This window comes from Kineosporia succinea (assembly GCF_030811555.1).
Classification (GTDB): Bacteria; Actinomycetota; Actinomycetes; order Actinomycetales; family Kineosporiaceae; genus Kineosporia; species Kineosporia succinea.
Map to the genome: position 1 here is coordinate 1 of NZ_JAUSQZ010000001.1, position 16,132 is coordinate 16,132.

General features: G+C 72.8%; 18 protein-coding genes, 2 pseudogenes and 1 riboswitch. Of the genes and pseudogenes, 9 read left to right on the forward strand and 11 right to left on the reverse strand.

The features are described 5' to 3' along the window. The 3 genes and pseudogenes from J2S57_RS00005 to J2S57_RS00010 form a co-directional block, all read left to right on the forward strand. Positions 1-772: pseudogene (locus J2S57_RS00005) on the forward strand (hypothetical protein); the annotation flags it as partial. Between the two features lie 256 nt (positions 773-1,028). Continuing rightward, a pseudogene (locus J2S57_RS35255) lies at positions 1,029-1,208 on the forward strand (DUF4291 family protein); the annotation flags it as partial. Positions 1,209-1,335: 127 nt separating this feature from the next. Further along, positions 1,336-1,518, forward strand: coding sequence for a DUF4291 family protein (locus J2S57_RS00010; RefSeq protein ID WP_370882421.1), 183 nt, complete (start codon positions 1,336-1,338; stop codon positions 1,516-1,518). Positions 1,519-1,557: 39 nt separating this feature from the next. Here the strand turns inward: J2S57_RS00010 and J2S57_RS00015 are convergent, their stop codons facing one another. Next, positions 1,558-3,360, reverse strand: coding sequence for an ABC transporter ATP-binding protein (locus tag J2S57_RS00015; protein ID WP_307236460.1), 1,803 nt, complete (start codon positions 3,358-3,360; stop codon positions 1,558-1,560). Further along, positions 3,357-5,294, reverse strand: a complete 1,938-nt coding sequence (locus J2S57_RS00020) for an ABC transporter ATP-binding protein (RefSeq protein WP_442358338.1) — start codon at positions 5,292-5,294, stop codon at positions 3,357-3,359. Before J2S57_RS00020 ends, J2S57_RS00015 begins: the two co-directional genes overlap by 4 nt. A gap of 135 nt (positions 5,295-5,429) precedes the next feature. On the opposite strand from J2S57_RS00020, the gene J2S57_RS00025 reads away from it, so the two are divergent. Further along, positions 5,430-6,068 (forward strand): TIGR03085 family metal-binding protein, encoded by a 639-nt coding sequence (locus tag J2S57_RS00025; protein ID WP_307236466.1) that lies wholly within the window; start codon positions 5,430-5,432, stop codon positions 6,066-6,068. A 117-nt stretch (positions 6,069-6,185) separates the two neighbouring features. Here the strand turns inward: J2S57_RS00025 and hisF are convergent, their stop codons facing one another. Next, positions 6,186-6,956, reverse strand: a complete 771-nt coding sequence (hisF, locus tag J2S57_RS00030; RefSeq protein ID WP_307236469.1) for an imidazole glycerol phosphate synthase subunit HisF — start codon at positions 6,954-6,956, stop codon at positions 6,186-6,188. A gap of 24 nt (positions 6,957-6,980) precedes the next feature. On the opposite strand from hisF, the gene J2S57_RS00035 reads away from it, so the two are divergent. From J2S57_RS00035 to J2S57_RS00050, 4 genes are read left to right on the forward strand one after another with little or no spacing between them, the layout of a single operon-like run. After that, the gene (locus tag J2S57_RS00035; protein ID WP_307236471.1) at positions 6,981-7,652 is read left to right on the forward strand and encodes a nucleoside/nucleotide kinase family protein; all 672 of its coding nucleotides are present in this window, start codon (positions 6,981-6,983) and stop codon (positions 7,650-7,652) included. Between the two features lie 5 nt (positions 7,653-7,657). Then, positions 7,658-8,182 (forward strand): DoxX family protein, encoded by a 525-nt coding sequence (locus tag J2S57_RS00040; protein WP_307236473.1) that lies wholly within the window; start codon positions 7,658-7,660, stop codon positions 8,180-8,182. Between the two features lie 38 nt (positions 8,183-8,220). Then, positions 8,221-8,985: a DsbA family protein gene (locus J2S57_RS00045; RefSeq protein WP_307236475.1), complete on the forward strand. Its 765-nt coding sequence runs from the start codon at positions 8,221-8,223 to the stop codon at positions 8,983-8,985. A gap of 2 nt (positions 8,986-8,987) precedes the next feature. Further along, positions 8,988-9,278, forward strand: a complete 291-nt coding sequence (locus J2S57_RS00050) for an Rdx family protein (protein ID WP_307236478.1) — start codon at positions 8,988-8,990, stop codon at positions 9,276-9,278. 54 nt (positions 9,279-9,332) lie between these two features. Here the strand turns inward: J2S57_RS00050 and J2S57_RS00055 are convergent, their stop codons facing one another. From J2S57_RS00055 to rpe, 6 genes are all read right to left on the reverse strand, one after another. Next, positions 9,333-9,794: a PH domain-containing protein gene (locus J2S57_RS00055; RefSeq protein ID WP_307236480.1), complete on the reverse strand. Its 462-nt coding sequence runs from the start codon at positions 9,792-9,794 to the stop codon at positions 9,333-9,335. Next, positions 9,791-10,054, reverse strand: coding sequence for a phosphoribosyl-ATP diphosphatase (locus J2S57_RS00060; protein ID WP_307236482.1), 264 nt, complete (start codon positions 10,052-10,054; stop codon positions 9,791-9,793). Before J2S57_RS00060 ends, J2S57_RS00055 begins: the two co-directional genes overlap by 4 nt. A gap of 22 nt (positions 10,055-10,076) precedes the next feature. Further along, complete coding sequence (gene ribH, locus J2S57_RS00065) at positions 10,077-10,556, reverse strand: 6,7-dimethyl-8-ribityllumazine synthase (RefSeq protein WP_307236485.1); 480 nt, start codon at positions 10,554-10,556, stop codon at positions 10,077-10,079. A gap of 26 nt (positions 10,557-10,582) precedes the next feature. Next, the gene (locus J2S57_RS00070) at positions 10,583-11,860 is read right to left on the reverse strand and encodes a bifunctional 3,4-dihydroxy-2-butanone-4-phosphate synthase/GTP cyclohydrolase II (RefSeq protein ID WP_307236488.1); all 1,278 of its coding nucleotides are present in this window, start codon (positions 11,858-11,860) and stop codon (positions 10,583-10,585) included. Further along, complete coding sequence (locus J2S57_RS00075; RefSeq protein WP_307236490.1) at positions 11,857-12,483, reverse strand: riboflavin synthase; 627 nt, start codon at positions 12,481-12,483, stop codon at positions 11,857-11,859. The genes J2S57_RS00070 and J2S57_RS00075 overlap by 4 nt, the downstream gene beginning before the upstream one ends. 129 nt (positions 12,484-12,612) lie before the next feature. Further along, a riboswitch (FMN riboswitch) is annotated at positions 12,613-12,748 on the reverse strand. A 147-nt stretch (positions 12,749-12,895) separates the two neighbouring features. Then, positions 12,896-13,555, reverse strand: a complete 660-nt coding sequence (rpe, locus tag J2S57_RS00080; RefSeq protein ID WP_307236493.1) for a ribulose-phosphate 3-epimerase — start codon at positions 13,553-13,555, stop codon at positions 12,896-12,898. A gap of 84 nt (positions 13,556-13,639) precedes the next feature. On the opposite strand from rpe, the gene J2S57_RS00085 reads away from it, so the two are divergent. Then, positions 13,640-14,047, forward strand: coding sequence for a PPOX class F420-dependent oxidoreductase (locus tag J2S57_RS00085; RefSeq protein ID WP_307236496.1), 408 nt, complete (start codon positions 13,640-13,642; stop codon positions 14,045-14,047). 15 nt (positions 14,048-14,062) lie between these two features. Here J2S57_RS00085 and J2S57_RS00090 read toward each other — a convergent pair whose 3' ends face one another. Together J2S57_RS00090 and J2S57_RS00095 are read right to left on the reverse strand one after the other, a co-directional pair. Next, the gene (locus tag J2S57_RS00090; protein ID WP_307236499.1) at positions 14,063-14,485 is read right to left on the reverse strand and encodes a RidA family protein; all 423 of its coding nucleotides are present in this window, start codon (positions 14,483-14,485) and stop codon (positions 14,063-14,065) included. A 13-nt stretch (positions 14,486-14,498) separates the two neighbouring features. Then, positions 14,499-16,127, reverse strand: coding sequence for an RsmB/NOP family class I SAM-dependent RNA methyltransferase (locus J2S57_RS00095; RefSeq protein WP_307236503.1), 1,629 nt, complete (start codon positions 16,125-16,127; stop codon positions 14,499-14,501). Positions 16,128-16,132 lie beyond the last annotated feature (5 nt).

Sequence of the window (16,132 nt, forward strand, 5' to 3'; positions counted from 1 at the left end):
GGTGGTGGTGCTCGACCCCGCCGACCGCGGGCTGCTCATGCGCACGTTCAACGATCTGCTCGGCCTGCCCGGGGGCACGCTGACGGGGGTGGAGTCCGGGCGGCAGAACCGGTCGATGTCGGCGGCGGAGACCGAGCTGTTCCGGCGGCTGAACGTGCAGCTGCGCGACCGGGACTTCCCGTGGAAGGACTACGCCGACCTGATCCGCTACGGCTCGATCCTGCGCACGGTCGAGCTGATGCCCTCGGGTGAGGGGCCGGCCGTGCACACCCCGGACTGGGCCGTGGACCGCGCGGTCGAGCTGGCCCGGGGCTATCGCGAGATCATCGAGGAGCTGCGGGTTTCCGGCCTGGACGTGATCGGCGACCCGGACCTGCTGACCGAGCCCTGGCCGGGTGCGCCGGAGCCCACGCCGGCGCCCGACGCGGTGCCCGTGGACCTGGCGGTGCAGGCGATCCTGGGGGCGGTTTCCCGGGCCGGCACCGGCAACGCGTTCTTCCCGGACGAGGTCGCGCGGGGCGTCGGTGAGCAGGAGGGGCTGCCCGGGTCGCAGCGTACCGAGAAGGAGGTCGTGCGGATCGAGGACCTGTCCGCGCGGGAGATCAGCGAGGTGCTGGCCGGGCGGGTGCGGCGGGGCGTGGGCAGGAGGTACCGCTCGCAGCGCCGGCGGCTGCAGCGCCTGGCCTCCCGCTCGCCGCTCACTCCGGCGCAGCGGCTCGAGGCCCTGGACGACGAGATGGGCTCGAGCGACAGCCCTTTGCCGGTCGACTGACGACGAGCCGACACCGGGCGCGGTAGCGGGCCGCCACCGGCACGGGCGTGGGCGCCGGCCGCCGCTGCCCAGCCCCGGTGGCCCAAGCCGGTGACCTGGTGCGGCAGGAGGGGTCCCCCGCCCCGGCCACCCCGGCCACCCCCTCGCCCCGGCCGCCCCCTCGCCCCGGCCGCCCCGGCCATCCCCTCGCCCCGGTCACCCCGGCCACCCCGCGCCGGCCGCGGGCCGGTTCGCTCCCCCGTTCCGGCGCGAGCGGATGACCTGGATCAAGCCGTCGTTCCGGTGGATGATGTACCGCTGCGGCTGGGCCCGTAAGGACGGCCAGGAGCGGGTTCTCGCGATCAGACTGACGCGGGCCGGCTTCGAGGAGGCCCTGACCCGGGCCGGCCTGAGCCACTTCGTGCCCGAACTGCACGGCGACGAAAGGGATTTCCGGCGGTTGGTGCGGGAACGCCCGGTGCGGGTGCAGTGGGACCCGGAACGCTCGCCGTCACTCGCCCCGGTCGATCACCGGTCGATCACCGGTCGATCACCGGTCGATCCAGATCGGTCTGGGAGCCCCCGTGGTGCCCGCCTACGTCGACGAATGGACGCTGTCGGTCACGGATGTCACGCCCCTCGCCCACGAGATCCACGAACTGGTGCGGCAGGACGAGACCGCCCGGGCCCGGGCGCTGCTGCCCGTCGAGACGCCGTACGACCTGCCGGAGCCGATCGCCCGCCCGCTCGGGGCGACGCAGGCCTGATCACCGCCGGAAAGCGGCCGTGATCAGGCCTGTTCGCCGTCAGACCGGCTGCCTGGCCGGCTGCGACGTCTGACTGCGCCACGACGCGTACATGCGCCGGTAGGGCTCGCAGCGTTCCAGCAGTTCCAGGTGGTGCCCGGCGTCGGCGACCTCACCGCGGTCGACGACCACGACCAGGTCGGCGGCCTCGGCCGTGCTCATCCGGTGGGCGATCGTCACCGAGGTGCGGCCCCGGGTGACGCCCTCGAGCGCGGCCTGCAGCTTGACCTCGGTGGCCGGGTCGACGGCCGACGTGGCCTCGTCGAGCACCAGCAGGTCAGGATCGGCCAGGTAGGCCCGGGCCAGCGCCAGCAACTGCCGCTCCCCCGCCGACAGCGACTCGCCGCGCTGACCGACCGGGGTGTCCAGCCCTCGCGGCAGCCCCTGCGCCCACTCCAGCAGACCCAGCTCGGACAGCGCCTTCTCGACCTGCTCACGGGTGGCGCCCTCACGGCCCCAGGCGATGTTGGCCGCCAGGTCCAGATCGAACAGGAACCCCTCCTGCGGCACCATCACGATCCGCGAGCGCAGGTTGGCGAAACTGATCTCGCGCAGGTCGGTGCCGTCGATCAGCACCCGGCCACCGGTCGGGTCCATCAGCCGGGTCAGGAGCTTCGCCAGCGTGGTCTTGCCCGAACCGGTCTCGCCGACCACGGCCACCCGGGCCCGCTCGGGGATGCTCAGGCTCACGTCACGCAGCACCGGCTCACCGCCCGGGTAGGCGAACGTGACGTGTTCGAACCGCACCCCGATCGGGCCCCGGGGCAGGCTCGTGCCCTTCTCGCCCGGGTCGACGATGTCGGCCTCGGTGTCGAGGATCCCGATCACGCGCCGCCAGCCGGCCGCCGCGTTCTGCAGCTCGTTCAGCACCTCGGTGCCCATCTGCACCGGCATGGTGAACAGCTGCACGAGGAACAGCACGGCCAGCAGCTCGCCCAGGCTGATGCCCCCGTTCACGCCCAGCGCGATGCCCGCCACCACGACGGCCGCCACGACCAGCCCGGACACCAGCACGCCGCCGGTGAACGACACGGCCACCAGCATCTGCGCGCGCACGGCCGAGCGCCGGTGCGTCTCGATCGCCGTGTCGATGCGCTGCTGCGTGCGGCCCTGCACGGCGTAGGCCCGGATCGTGTCGGCCCCGACCACGGCCTCGGAGATCGAGCCGAGCATGTCGCCGACCCGCTCACGCACCCGGCCGTAGGCCACCGAGACCCGCCGCTGCAACGGCCGCACGATCACGAACAGCGGCAGGAAGCAGGCCCAGACCAGCAGGGTCAGCTGCCACGAGTAGACCGCCATCACGATCGTGGCGATGAGCAGCTGCCCGGCCGAGAGCACCAGCAGCAGACCGCCCCACTGCACGAAGGTGGAGATCGTGTCGACGTCGGTGGTGACCCGGGCGACCAGGGCACCACGGCGCTCGCTGTTCTGGGTCAGCACCGAGAGGTCGTGGATGTGCCGGAAAGCCTTCACCCGCAGCGTTCTCAGACCGGACTCGGTGGCCCGGAACAGCCGCACGTTGCTGACGTACGAGCAGATCGCGGTGACCACCAGCGCCACCGCGACCGTGCCGACCAGCCCGAGGACCAGGCCCAGCCGCACCCCGCCGTCGCCGGAGATCCCGCGGTCGATGGTCTGCTGGACCGCGATCGGCACCAGGATGCGCCCGCAGGTCGCCACCAGCGCCAGGAACAGCGTGAACCAGACGCCCTTCACCAGCTCGGGCGAGATCTCGACGCCGCGCCGCAGCACGTGCCAGGCACCCGCCCGCGCCACGCCCTCGGTCGCAGGAACACTCATCGCCGCGTCATCTCCGTCAGGTCGTCCAGGTCGTCCAGATCGTCGAGGTCGTCGCCGGACGGCTCGCCGGGACCCACCGGCCCACCCGGCTGCTCGTCGTCGTGGTCGTACGCCGTCACCAGCCGCCGGTAGCCCTCGCTGCGCACCAGCAGCTCGGCGTGCGTGCCGCGGTCGGCGATGCGGCCGTTCTCCAGGTAGGCCACCTCGTCGGCGAGCGCGATCGTGGCCCGCCGGTAGGCGATCACCACGACCGTCACCGAGGCCCCGTCGGACGTGTCGTCCAGCCCGGCCAGGATCTCCGCCTCGATGCGCGGGTCGATCGCCGACGTCGCGTCGTCGAGCACCAGCAGCCGCGGCCGCCGCACCAGGGCCCGCGCCAGCGCCAGACGCTGCCGCTGCCCGCCGGACAGGTCGGCACCCCGCTCACCGATCACCGTGTCGATGCCGTGCGCCAGGTGTTTCACGAAGCCGTCGGCCCGGGCCACCGTCAGCGCCCGCCACACGTCGTCGTCGCTGAAACGGGTGTCCCCCAGCGTCACGTTGTCGCGCACGCTGTCGTTGAACACGAACGTGCCCTGCGGCACCAGCGCCGACAGCTCCGCGACCCCGCCCGGGCGCAGGTCGCGCACGTCGGTGCCGTCGAGCCGGATCGTGCCCTTGGCCGGGTCGACCAGCCGCACCAGCAGCGTGGCCAGCGTCGACTTGCCCGAACCGGTGGGCCCGACCAGCGCCAGCGTGCGGCCCGGGCGGATGCTCAGGTCGATGTCGTGCAGCACCTCGTAGCGCTCGCCGGCGTCGTCGACATAGGCGTACGCGACCTCCTCGACCTCGACCCCGACCGCTCCCCCGGGTGCGGGCTCCGCCGGGCCGTAGGGCATAGCGTCGGTCTCGGCCAGCACCGCGCTGGTGCGCTCCCAGCCCACGACCGTGCGCGGGATCTCGCCCAGCACCCAGCCCATCGACCGCAGCGGGAACGCGACCAGGCTCAGCAGGTAGGCCACCTGAACCACGTCACCGGTGTTCGCGTGCCCGCCCTGCACCCGCCAGGCCCCGACCGCGAGCACGGTCAGCGTGCCCAGCGTCGGGATCGCCTCCATCAGCGGGTCGAACGCCGCGCGCAGCCGCCCGGCCCGCACGTTCGCGACCTTCAGACGGTCGGCGGTGACCGCGAACCGGGCCGTCTCCGAGGCCTCGCGGCCCAGGCTCTTCACCACGGCCGCCGCCTCGAGGCTCTCGTGCGCCACCGAGGAGACCTCGCCGCGCTCGGCCTGCGCCCGCGTCACCGCCGGCGACATGTACCGCTGGTAGACCGCGTTGAGCAGCACCACCCAGGGCAGCACGAGCAGACCGGTCAGGCCCAGCACCGGGTCGGCCACGATCATCGCGACCGACGCCACCAGCAGCATCACCACCACGCCGATCGCCATCGGCAGCGGCGCGAACACCTGCCACGTGGCCTCGACGTCGGCGTTCGCGTTGGACAGCAGCACCCCGGCCGGATGCCGGTGGTGCCACTCCAGCGGCAGACGCAGGTACTGCCGGGTGAGCAGCCGCCGGTAGCGGGCCTGCAGCCGGAACGAGGTGAGCCCGGCCGCCACCCGGCGCCCGACCACCCCGACCGCCGTCAGCACCGCGACCCCGGCCAGCACCAGCCCGGTGACCAGAAGGTCGTGCCCACTGATGCGCCCCTGCTCGAAGGCGGGCGCGAGCACCCGGTCGGTCAGCCGCCCGAGCACCCAGCCGCCCCCGGCGGTGCCCGCTCCGTACAGCGCCGACATCAGCACGGCCACCGAGAAGATCGCCGGCTCCTGACGGATCCCGATGCCGATCACCCGCAGACCACGCAGCAGCGTGCTTCTCTCCCGCTCTCCGGCCTTTTCCGGGCCGGCCCGCTTCACCACGCGGGAACCTCCTGTCAACGTCCGTGGACGCATTCGCAACAATCGCGGGCAGACGTCCGCCTGCCCGCGAGAAAAGACGCTAGAGGCCACCACCGACAGAATCGGCGGCCGACGAAACCGGCATACCCACGCCTCGTCGACGGACTCCACCTGTGTCAAGGTGAGCTCATGCCCTCGCATTCCGCAGCGGAACGTCAGGCCCTCGCCGACGCCCTCGCGCAGGCCGGGCCCGGCGCCCCCACCCTGTGCACCGGCTGGACCACCACCGACCTCGCCGTCCACCTCGTCGTGCGGGAGGGACGTCCCCACGTCCGCGTCGCCGGCGTCCTCGGCCCGTTGAAGAAGTGGTCGGCGCAGCAGCAGGAAGCCCTCGCCGCGCGCGACTTCGACGAGCTCGTCACCACCGTGCGCAACGGCCCGCCCCGGCTGTCGCCGTTCGGCCTGCCCGGCGTCGACGAGCGCGCCAACCTGCTCGAGCACTTCGTGCACGGCGAGGACGTGCGCCGCGCCACGCCCGGCTGGGAACCACGCCCGCTGCCCGGTGAGCGTCAGGCCGCGTTCTGGAAGAACATCGCCGGGCCGTTCGGCCGGCTCATGGTGCGCAAGGCCGACGTGCCCGTCAGCCTGCAGGTTCCCGGGGGCGAGCCGCACGCGCTGAAGAAGGGCACCGGCCCGGGCGTCACGCTCGTCGGGGAGCCCGGCGAACTGGCCATGTACCTCTTCGGCCGCAAGGAGCACGCCCGCGTCGAGTTCCTCGGCGACGAGGCCGCGGTCGCGCGCTTCCGCGAGACCCCCATGCGCACCTAGGCCCTGCCCGGGACCCTGATGACGGACGCGCCGGTCGGCTCACGCCGACCGGTCACCGCAGCGGGACGAACCGGGAGGGCCAGTGCCCCAGCGGACCTCAGCGGCCCCCAGCGGCCCTCAGCGGACCGAGACCCCGCCCGCCCGCAGCGCGTCCTTCACGTCACCGATCGTCAGCTGGCCGAAGTGGAACACGCTCGCCGCCAGCACCGCGTCGGCCCCGGCCGCGACCGCCGGCGGGAAGTGCTCCACCGCGCCGGCCCCACCGCTGGCGATCAGCGGCACCCCGACCTCGTCACGCACCAGCCGCAGCAGCTCCAGGTCGAACCCGGCCTTCGTGCCGTCGGCGTCCATCGAGTTCAGCAGGATCTCACCGGCCCCGAGCTCGGCGCCGCGCGCGGCCCAGTCCACCGCGTCGATGCCCGTGCCCTTGCGGCCACCGTGCGTGGTGACCTCGAACCCGGACGCCGTGACCGTGCCCGGCGGGCAGCGCCGCGCGTCCACCGACAGCGTCAGCACCTGCGCCCCGAACCGGTGCGCCACCTCCGCGATCAGCTCCGGCCGCTGGATCGCCGCCGTGTTCACCCCGACCTTGTCGGCGCCCGCGCGCAGCAACCGGTCCACGTCGTCGACCGACCGCACACCACCGCCCACGGTCAGCGGGATGAAGACCTGCTCGGCGGTGCGGGACACCACGTCGTACATGGTCTCGCGCCCGGACGAGGAGGCCGTCACGTCGAGGAACGTCAGCTCGTCGGCGCCCTCCGCGTCGTAACGAGCGGCGAGCTCGACCGGATCCCCGGCGTCCCGCAGGCCCTCGAAGTTGACGCCCTTGACGACGCGCCCGGCGTCGACGTCCAGACAGGGAATGACTCGCACGGCAACCGGCACGCCCGACAGCGTAGTGTCCGCCGGATGAGCGGCGTGACCTCCCCCGACGAGCCCGGGCAACCGGACCGACCCGACCGGCCCGGCCAGCCGCAGGGCCCCGGGCACCCCGACCACCTCGCCGCGCTGCGCGACCTCCTCGAACGCACCCGCCGGGCGGGCCCCCGCCAACGGGCCACCACCGTCCTGGCCGTCGACGGGCCCAGCGGCTCCGGGAAGTCCACCCTCGCCGACCGTCTCCACCGCGTCCTCCAGCAGGAGAACCAGGACGTCACCCTGGTGCGCGTCGAGGACCTCTACCCCGGCTGGGACGGACTCGAGGCCGCGATCGACCGCCTCGCCGACGAGGTCCTCGCCCTCCTCAGCCGCGGCGAGAGAGCCCGCTTCGCCCGCTGGGACTGGACCGCCGACCGTTATGGGACAGTTCAGGACGAAGTGCCCGTCAAAGAGGTGACCATCGTCGAGGGAGTCGGCGCCGGAGCGCTCGCCGCCGCCCCCTTCGTGCACGCTCTCGCCTTCGCGGACGCCCCTGAACAGGTCAGACACACCCGCGCGATGGCCCGGGACGGGGAGGGCTACCGGCCCCACTGGGAACGCTGGGCCGCCCAGGAACGGGCCTACTTCGCCCGCGAACGGCCGCACGAGCGGGCGGATCTGGTGCTGCTTCCAGGTTCCGTCCAGGCTCGCGCACTACCCTGACGGGCGTGTCCAAGCGCGGTGACAGCTCTGTGACGTCGTGGCAGCCCTGGGTGGGGCCGGTGGTCCGCCTGCTCGCCGGTGGGGTGTTCCTCTACACCGGCTGGGCCAAGATCCAGGACATCGACGACACCATCCGATCGGTGCGCAACTACCAGCTGCTGCCCGAGGCGGTCGTGCCCACCGTCGGCACGGCCCTGCCGATCGTCGAGCTCATCCTCGGTGCGCTGCTGGTGGTGGGCGTGCTCACCCGGTTCGTCGCGGTGTTCACGGCCCTGGTCAGCCTGGCCTTCTTCATCGGGGTGGCCTCGGCCTGGGCCCGCGGTCTGCAGATCGAGTGCGGGTGTTTCGGCAACAGCGGCTTCACGAGCAACCCGGTGCCCGGCTACGTACGCGAGCTCGTGCTCAACGGGGCGATCATGGCCGGCTGCGCCTGGCTGTTCCTGCGCGGCGCGGGCCGGTTCGCCCTCGACGACAAGCTCGGCCTGACGCCCGCCGCGGACACCTACGAGCTGCCCACCCCGCAGCCGTAGTCCACCGAACAGCCACCGAACAGCAAGGAGTCACAGGTATGGCCAGCGGCAGTTCGACCCGGGACGCACGGCAGGCCAAGGCCGCGCAGATGCGCGCGGCGGCCGCGAAGGCCGAGGCCAGACGCCGCACGCTGCTGGTCAGCGGCGTGGTGCTGGCGCTGGTCGTGGTGGTCGTCGGGGTCTTCGTCGTCGTCAACACCACCCGTCGGGACAACGCCACCTCGAGCGCGGCGAACCCGGCCAACATCACGGACAACGCCTTCGTCGACGGCGAATCCTCGGCACCGGTCACGATCACCGTCTACGAAGACTTCCAGTGCCCGTACTGCGCGCAGTTCGAGGCCGCCAACCGCACCCAGATGGCGCAGTGGGTCAAGGACGGCGACGTGAAGGTGGAGTACCACCCGATCGCCTTCCTCGACAAAGCCTCCACCGACGAGTACTCGACGCGCTCGCTGAACGCCTTCGGCGCGGTCGTGAACTCCTCGCCCGACGCCGCCCTGGACTTCCACAACCTGCTCTTCGAGAACCAGCCCGCCGAGGGTGGGGCCGGCCTGAGCGACGACCAGCTGGTCGCCTACGCCAAGGAGGCCGGGGCCGACGAGGCCGCGGTGCGCACGGCCGTCGACGAGGCGACCTACGAGGGCTGGACCAAGCGCGTCACCGAGGCCTCGTCCAAGGCCGGGGTCACCGGCACGCCGACGATCATGGTCGACGGGCAGACGGTGAACCTGACCGCCGCCGACGACACCGCGACGCTCGCGACCGCGGTGCAGAACGCGCTCGACGCGGCCGGGAAGTAGTCGTGGCGCGGGTCTCCGTCACCTACTGCACGCAGTGCAACTGGCTGCTGCGTGCGGCCTGGGTGGCGCAGGAGCTGCTGCAGACGTTCGGCACCGAGCTCGACGAGGTGGCGCTGGTCCCGGGCACCGGAGGGATCTTCCAGGTGCACGTCGACGAGAGCCCGGTCTGGGACCGCAAGAACGACGGCGGGTTCCCGGACATCGTGGAGCTCAAGCGCCGGGTCCGCGACATCGCCGCCCCCGGCCACGCGCTGGGGCACGCCGATCGGGCCGCGGCTCGCGAACAGGCCTGAGACGCAGGACGCGGTGGGCACCTGCGGTGCCCACCGCGTCCTGCATCTCGTGGTTCAGGAAGAAAGACGCCGGTGGTACGCGACCAGCGTCGCCAGCCGCCGGGCCTCGGCCTGCGCACCCGGGCCGTCGGCGCGCTGCACCGCCATGACCGCCAGCGGGTCACCGTCGGCGGTGTCGAGCGTGACCCACGGATCGCTGACGCCGAAGTTCACGTCCTCGATCTCGGCCCAGGTCACCTGACGCGTCACCAGCAGGTTGCGCACCGCCAGCCCGGTGGACGAGGGAGTGGCCCGCACCCCGCCGAAACGGCTCATGCCCCAGCCGATGAACGCGGCGACCGCGAGCAGACCGACCTTGTCGTAGACGCCCCACGAGGCACCCACCCAGAGGATGCAGGCCACGAACGCGACGGCCTGCCCGACCCCCATCACCCAGGCCACGATCCGGCCGCGGCGGGAGACGAAGGGCCGGTGCAGGTCGGCGAGCGCCTGCTCGTTGCCCCCGGGAATGCTCACAGGTGTTTGTAGACGTCGTCGAGGCTGATGCCCTTGGCGATCATCATCACCTGCAGGTGGTACAGCAGCTGCGAGATCTCCTCGGCCGCGGCCTCGTTCGACTCGTACTCGGCCGCCATCCACACCTCGGCGGCCTCCTCGACCACCTTCTTGCCGATGGCATGCACACCCGCGTCGAGAGCGGCGACCGTGCCGGAGCCCTCGGGACGGGTCTGCGCACGGTGGGTCAACTCGGCGAACAGGTCATCGAACGTCTTCACGGGTCGAGGGTATCCGGGCCGGCTACGCCGGGAGCGCCAGGTCCTGCAGCGCGACCGCCGCCGAGACCGCGGCGGTGGCCGCCTCGTGGCCCTTGTCCTCCTTAGAGCCCGGCAGGCCGGCCCGGTCGAGGGCCTGCTGCATGTCGTCGCAGGTGAGCACCCCGAAACCGACCGGGACGCCGTGCCGCACACTGACGTCGGTGAGGCCGTTCGTGGCGGCCGAGCAGACGTAGTCGAAATGCGGCGTGCCCCCGCGCACCACGACGCCGAGCGCGATCACCGCGTCGACGCCGGAGGCGGCCAGCCGGGCGGCCGCGACCGGGAGCTCGAAACTGCCCGGAACCGGCACCTCGACGACGTCTTTCACGCCGGCGTCGGCCAGACCCCGGCGGGCCCCGGCGACCAGGCCGTCCATGACCTCCTGGTGCCACGAGGCCCAGACCAGCCCGACTCGCAGCCGCGAGCCGTCCACCGTGATCGTTGGCGCACCCTCGCCACTCATGCTGAAATCTCCTCCTGTGTGATGGATCAGAGCGCGTCGAGCTGGTGACCCATGAGGTCACGCTTGCTCGTCAGGTACGCGGTGTTGTGCGGGTTCGCCCCGACCTGCAGGCCGATCCGCTCACTCACGCTGATGCCGTGCTCGGCCAGCCCGGTGAGCTTGGCCGGGTTGTTGGTCAGCAGGCGGATCTCGTCGAGCCCGAGATCGTCGAGAACGGCTGCCGCGGCGCCGTACTCACGGGCGTCGGCGGGCAGGCCCTGCGCGGTGTTCGCGGCGACCGTGTCCAGGCCCGAGTCCTGCAGCTGGTAGGCGGTGAGCTTGGCCAGCAGCCCGATGCCGCGGCCCTCGTGACCGCGCAGGTAGATCACCACGCCGCCCTCGGCCGCGACCTTGTCCATCGCCGCGTCGAGCTGGGGGCCGCAGTCGCAGCGGCTGGAGCCGAACGCGTCGCCGGTGAGGCACTCCGAGTGCACCCGCACCAGGGCGCCCGTGACCGTCGGCTCCCCCGCGACCAGGGCCACGTGCTCGTGCCCGGTGAGCAGGTCGCGGTAGGCGATGGCCCGGAAGTCGCCGTGCTCGGTGGGCAGGTGGCTGTCGGCCACGCGGCGCACCCTCGTCGGCACGGCGAGCGGGGCCTCCCGTTCCGGCGAGGGGTGCTCCTGCCGGTACGCGACCAGGTCCTCGATGCTGATCAGGGGCAGGCCGAACTCGTCGGCCAGGGCGCGCAGCCCGGGCAGCCGGGTGACCGGCCCGTCGTCCTCCACGACCTCGGCGAGCACCCCGACCGGCGGCAGGCCGGCCAGCTCGCACAGGTCGACCGCGGCCTCGGTGTGACCGCGGCGCTCGAGCACGCCGCCGCGCCGGGCGCGCAGCGGGAACACGTGGCCGGGTCGCACCAGGTCGTCCGGGCGGGTCGCGCCGTCGGCCAGCAGCCGCAGCGTGACCGAGCGGTCGGCGGCGCTGATGCCGGTCGCGATGCCCGAGCGGGCGTCGACGGAGACCGTGTACGCGGTGCGCAGCGACTCCTCGTTGCGCTCGACCATGTGCGGCAGGTTCAGCGCGTCGGCCCGGTCGTCGTACATCGGCGCGCACAGCACACCGGAGGTGTGCCGGATGGTCCAGCCCACCCACTCCGGCGAGGCGTGCACCGCGGAGAGGATGACGTCGCCCTCGTTCTCACGGTCGGCGTCGTCCACCACCAGCACCGGCAGGCCCGAACGCAGTGCCTCGACCGCCTTCTCCACCGGGTCGAGCGCGATGTCGGGGTACGTCACGTCGTCGTGCACCTGCAGGTCGCCGCTCATCGCGGGGCCACCGTCTCTTCCGTGATCGCGGGAGCGGCTGCGAGCCGCTCCACGTACTTGGCCAGCACGTCCACCTCGATGTTCACCGGGTCGCCGACCGCGCGGTGCCCGAGGGTGGTGCGGGCGAGGGTCTCAGGGATGAGGGAGACGGTGACGACGGTCGGGCCGTCGGTGAGCTCGGCGACGGTCAGGGAGACGCCGTCGAGGGTGATCGAGCCCTTCGCGACCACGTAACGGGCCAGTTCGGCGGGCACCTCGACACGCACGAGCTCCCAGTGGTCGCCGGGGACGCGCTCGACGACGGTGCCGGTGCCGTCGACGTGGCCCTGCACGACGTGACCACCGAACCGGCCGTCGGCCTGCAACGGGCGCTCCAGGTTGACGGGGGCGCCGGGTGTGGCGGTGCGCAGCGAGGTCCGCCGGAGCGTCTCGGCCATGACGTCGGCCGTGAAGGTGTCACCGGTCTGCTCGACCACGGTCAGACAGACGCCGTTGACGGCGATCGAGGCGCCCTTGACGGCGTCGGAGGTGACGAGGGGCCCGCGAACGGTCACCCGGGCGGAGTCCGCCCCGGGCACCAGTTCGACGACCTGGCCCAGCTCTTCGACGATTCCGGTGAACATCTGTGATCCTCCCTGGCCACGCGCGTCACGCGGGCTCCGGGGGATCACGACGGGAGACCTCACGGGCCCGAAGGGCCTCGCGAGCGTCGTGTTTCGGCGTCACGGACAGAGAGTTCTCCTCCGCGAACACCGCGTGCTGCCTCCCATCCGGACTTTAACCGTCGGTCCTGGAGTTCCACCAGGTCAACCGCACCGGCCCGAAGGCCTGTGCGGGTCGCGGACTGTCACCGCCGGCTCGGAATTTCACCGACCCCGGAGCACGCACTGCTCTTTTCGTCCGGCCTCCCGCGTCGCGGGCTGCCGAACTGGCCAACAGTGTGCCATTCACATCTGTTCCCGGGAACGGCAGGGCGGGAGTTCACTGCAAATGGGGGACGCCGAACTCCCCTTTAGCGGGACGAAGCGGTCGCGTTCAGCAGGCCTGGGCGGCCAGCTCGCGCAGTTCGGCGATGCTCGCGGCCGCGTCCTGCGCACCGTAGACGGCGGAACCGGCCACGAACACGTCGGCCCCGGCCTCGGCGCAGCGCTCGATGGTCTTCACCGAAACCCCGCCGTCGACCTGGATCCACACGTCCAGCCCGGAGTCCTTCACGGCCTGACGGGTGCGGCGGATCTTCGGGAGCATCGACTCCAGGAACGACTGGCCGCCGAAGCCCGGCTCCACGGTCATGATCAGCAGCATGTCGATCTCGGGCAGCAGCTCGAGGTAGGGCTCGACCGCGGTGGTGGGCTTCAGGGCCAGACCGGCGCGGGCGTCCTGCTTGCGCAGCTCACGGGCCAGGCGGATCGGCGCGGCGGCGGCCTCGGCGTGGAAGGTGACGCTCTTCGCGCCCGCCTCGGCGAAGGCCGGGGCCCAGCGGTCCGGGTCCTCGATCATCAGGTGGCAGTCCACCGGCACCGGCGACACCTTGAGGATCGACTCGACGACCGGCAGGCCGAGCGTGAGGTTCGGGACGAAGTGGTTGTCCATCACGTCGACGTGCGCCCAGTCGGCGCTCGAGATGCGCTCGAGTTCGTGGCCGATCCGGGAGAAGTCGGAGTTCAGGATGCTGGGAGAGATCTGGATGCCCACGTCGCAGAGCCTAGTGCGGACCTGGGGCGCCCCGCGGCCGGCGGGTCTTGACCTCAAGTGAGGTTCATCTCCGAGGATCGGCTCATGACGACTCGCCCCGAGACCGGCCACGACGAGCTGACGCCGCCGATCCTGGCCTACCTCGCCACCCAGACCCTGGGCCGCCTGGCCACCGTCGACCCGAGGAACGCGCCGCAGAACAGCCCGGTGGGATTCACCCACAACGCCGAGCTGGGCACGATCGACATCCGGGGCTGGAACCTCGGTGAGTCCCGCAAGTTCCGCAACGTCGAGAAGAACCCGGCGGTCTCGTTCGTCGTCGACGACATCGCCTCGGTGAAGCCGTGGCGGGTGCGGATGGTCGAGATCCGGGGCACCGCCGAGGCCCTGCGCGGGGTGACGCTGGACGACGGCACCACGGGTGAGCTCATCCGGATCCACCCGCGGCGCATCATCAGCTTCGGCCTGGACGGCGAGGTACCACCACGCTGATCCGGGTCAGTCCGGTCAGTCCGGCGCGGACCCGCCCGGGCGCACCGCGATCGCCTCGATCTCGATCAGCCAGTCCGGCTGGGCCAGCGAGACCACCTGCGCGATCGTGTCCGCCGGGTACGGCCGGGAGAAGAACTCCCGGCGCAGGGCGACCACGTCGTCCATCGGCGGCGGCACCGTGACCAGGATCGTCACCTTGGCCACGTGGTCGAGGCCGGTGCCGGCAGCCGTCAGCACCCGCTCGAGGTTGCGGAAGGCCTGACGCGCCTGGCCGGCGAAGTCACCGGCCACGGTGAGGCCGTTCGCGTCGACCCCGACCTGCCCCGACACGAAGACCAGGTCGCCCACGCCCACCGCCTGGGAGATGGACGTGGGGTCGTACACGTCGGGGCCGGTGACGACCCGGCGCACCGGGCCCCCGGTCGTGCCGTCCGTCATGCGTTGCGGCCCGTCATGCGTTGCGCCGCAGCAGCGACAGGAACATCGAGTCGGTGCCGTGCAGGTGGGTCCACAGCTGCACGGACGGCCCGTCGCCCAGCACCAGGTCGTCGGAGCCGGGCAGACGTCGCGAGCCGATCAGGTCGCGCAGCACCGCCGGGGTGTCGAGGCGCTCCACATCGTCGCGGCCGCGCAGCACGTCGTCGACCACCAGGCGGGTCTCGGCCGGGTGCGGTGAGCAGGTGGCGTAGGCGACCACACCGCCGGGCCGCACCGCCGCGAGCGCCGACTCCAGCAGGGCCCGCTGCAGCGGGGCCAGCGAGGTCAGGTCGGAAGGGCTGCGCCGCCAGCGCGACTCCGGGCGGCGCCGCAGCGCGCCCAGGCCGGTGCACGGGACGTCGACGAGAACCCGGTCGTAGCGGCCCGGTTCGGCCTCCCCCACGGTGCGGCCGTCACGCACCTGCACGTCGTAGGCGCACTGCACGGCGGCCAGCGACTGCTGCACCAGACCGGCGCGGTGCTCGGCCGACTCGACCGCGACCAGCTCGGCGTCGTCGCCCACCAGCCCGGCGGCGTGCCGTTCGGCCAGCAGCGCCGCGAGCAGCGCGGCCTTGCCGCCCGGCCCGGCGCACAGGTCGAGCCACAGGCCGCGGTCGGTGCCGATGGTCGTGGCGGCGGCGGCGCCGAGGGCCACGAGCTGGCTGCCCTCGTCCTGCACCCGGGCCCGGCTCTGACGGATGGCCGGGATCTCGTCGGGCGCGCCCTTCAGCAGCGCCGCGACGGGCGAGAGCACGCCCGGCCGGGCGCGGTCGCCCTCAGTCAGCTCGGCCACGTCGGACAGACCGGGCAGCGCGGCGGCGACCACCGTGGGACGCGCGTTGTGCGAGGCCAGCAGTGCGGGCAGCTCGTCGTCGGGGCGTCCGGTGGCCTTCAGGGCGTCGCGCAGGGCGCGCACGATCCACTGCGGGTGCGAGTGGGTCACCGAGAGGTTGCCGTCCGGGTCGGTGGACGCGTCGGGCGCCACCTTCGCGAGCCATTCGGCCTCGTCGCGCTCCCCCACGCGCCGCAGCACGGCGTTGGCGAAACGGGACGCGCCGGAACCACTCGTGGAGCGCACCAGGTCGACCGTGGTGGACACCGCGGCGTGCGGCGGCACCCGCATGTGCAGGAGCTGGTGCACGCCCAGGCGCAGGGCATCGAGCACGGCCGGGTCGATCTCGGCGATCGGCCGGTCGGTGCCGGCGGCGATGATCGCGTCGTAGGTGCCGCGGCCCCGCAGCGCGCCGTAGGCGAGCTCGGTGGCCAGGCCGGCGTCGCGGCCCCGCAGGCGGGCCCGGCGCAGCAGGCCGGGAAGGATCAGGTTGGCGTACGCGTCGCGGTCGGTGACCGCGCGCAGCGTCTCGAACGCGACGCTGCGGGCCGGGTCGACGTTGACGGGACGGCCGCCGCCGGGCCGGCTGTCGGGGCGCTCGGCGCCGCCCTCAGCCGTGCGCGAGCGCGGGGCGTCCCGCCCGCCGGCGCGGCCGGGCTTGCCCCCCGCCCGGCGGGGCGGGCTCGAGGGACGTCCGGAGCCCGCGGGCCGGCCGGAGCCGGAGGGCCGTCCGGAGTTCGAGGGGCGTCCGGAGGAGGCCTGGTTGCTCATACTGC

Excerpts from the sequence above, each read along its gene's own strand:
- J2S57_RS00015 (WP_307236460.1), bottom strand. The coding sequence starts at position 3,360 with ATGAGTGTTCCTGCGACCGAGGGCGTGGCGCGGGCGGGTGCCTGGCAC.
- J2S57_RS00020 (WP_442358338.1), bottom strand. The coding sequence starts at position 5,294 with ATGCGTCCACGGACGTTGACAGGAGGTTCCCGCGTGGTGAAGCGGGCC.
- J2S57_RS00025 (WP_307236466.1), top strand. The coding sequence starts at position 5,430 with ATGCCCTCGCATTCCGCAGCGGAACGTCAGGCCCTCGCCGACGCCCTC.
- J2S57_RS00035 (WP_307236471.1), top strand. The coding sequence starts at position 6,981 with ATGAGCGGCGTGACCTCCCCCGACGAGCCCGGGCAACCGGACCGACCC.
- J2S57_RS00045 (WP_307236475.1), top strand. The coding sequence starts at position 8,221 with ATGGCCAGCGGCAGTTCGACCCGGGACGCACGGCAGGCCAAGGCCGCG.
- ribH (WP_307236485.1), bottom strand. The coding sequence starts at position 10,556 with ATGAGTGGCGAGGGTGCGCCAACGATCACGGTGGACGGCTCGCGGCTG.
- J2S57_RS00070 (WP_307236488.1), bottom strand. The coding sequence starts at position 11,860 with ATGAGCGGCGACCTGCAGGTGCACGACGACGTGACGTACCCCGACATC.
- J2S57_RS00075 (WP_307236490.1), bottom strand. The coding sequence starts at position 12,483 with ATGTTCACCGGAATCGTCGAAGAGCTGGGCCAGGTCGTCGAACTGGTG.
- J2S57_RS00085 (WP_307236496.1), top strand. The coding sequence starts at position 13,640 with ATGACGACTCGCCCCGAGACCGGCCACGACGAGCTGACGCCGCCGATC.
- J2S57_RS00090 (WP_307236499.1), bottom strand. The coding sequence starts at position 14,485 with ATGACGGACGGCACGACCGGGGGCCCGGTGCGCCGGGTCGTCACCGGC.
- J2S57_RS00095 (WP_307236503.1), bottom strand. The coding sequence starts at position 16,127 with ATGAGCAACCAGGCCTCCTCCGGACGCCCCTCGAACTCCGGACGGCCC.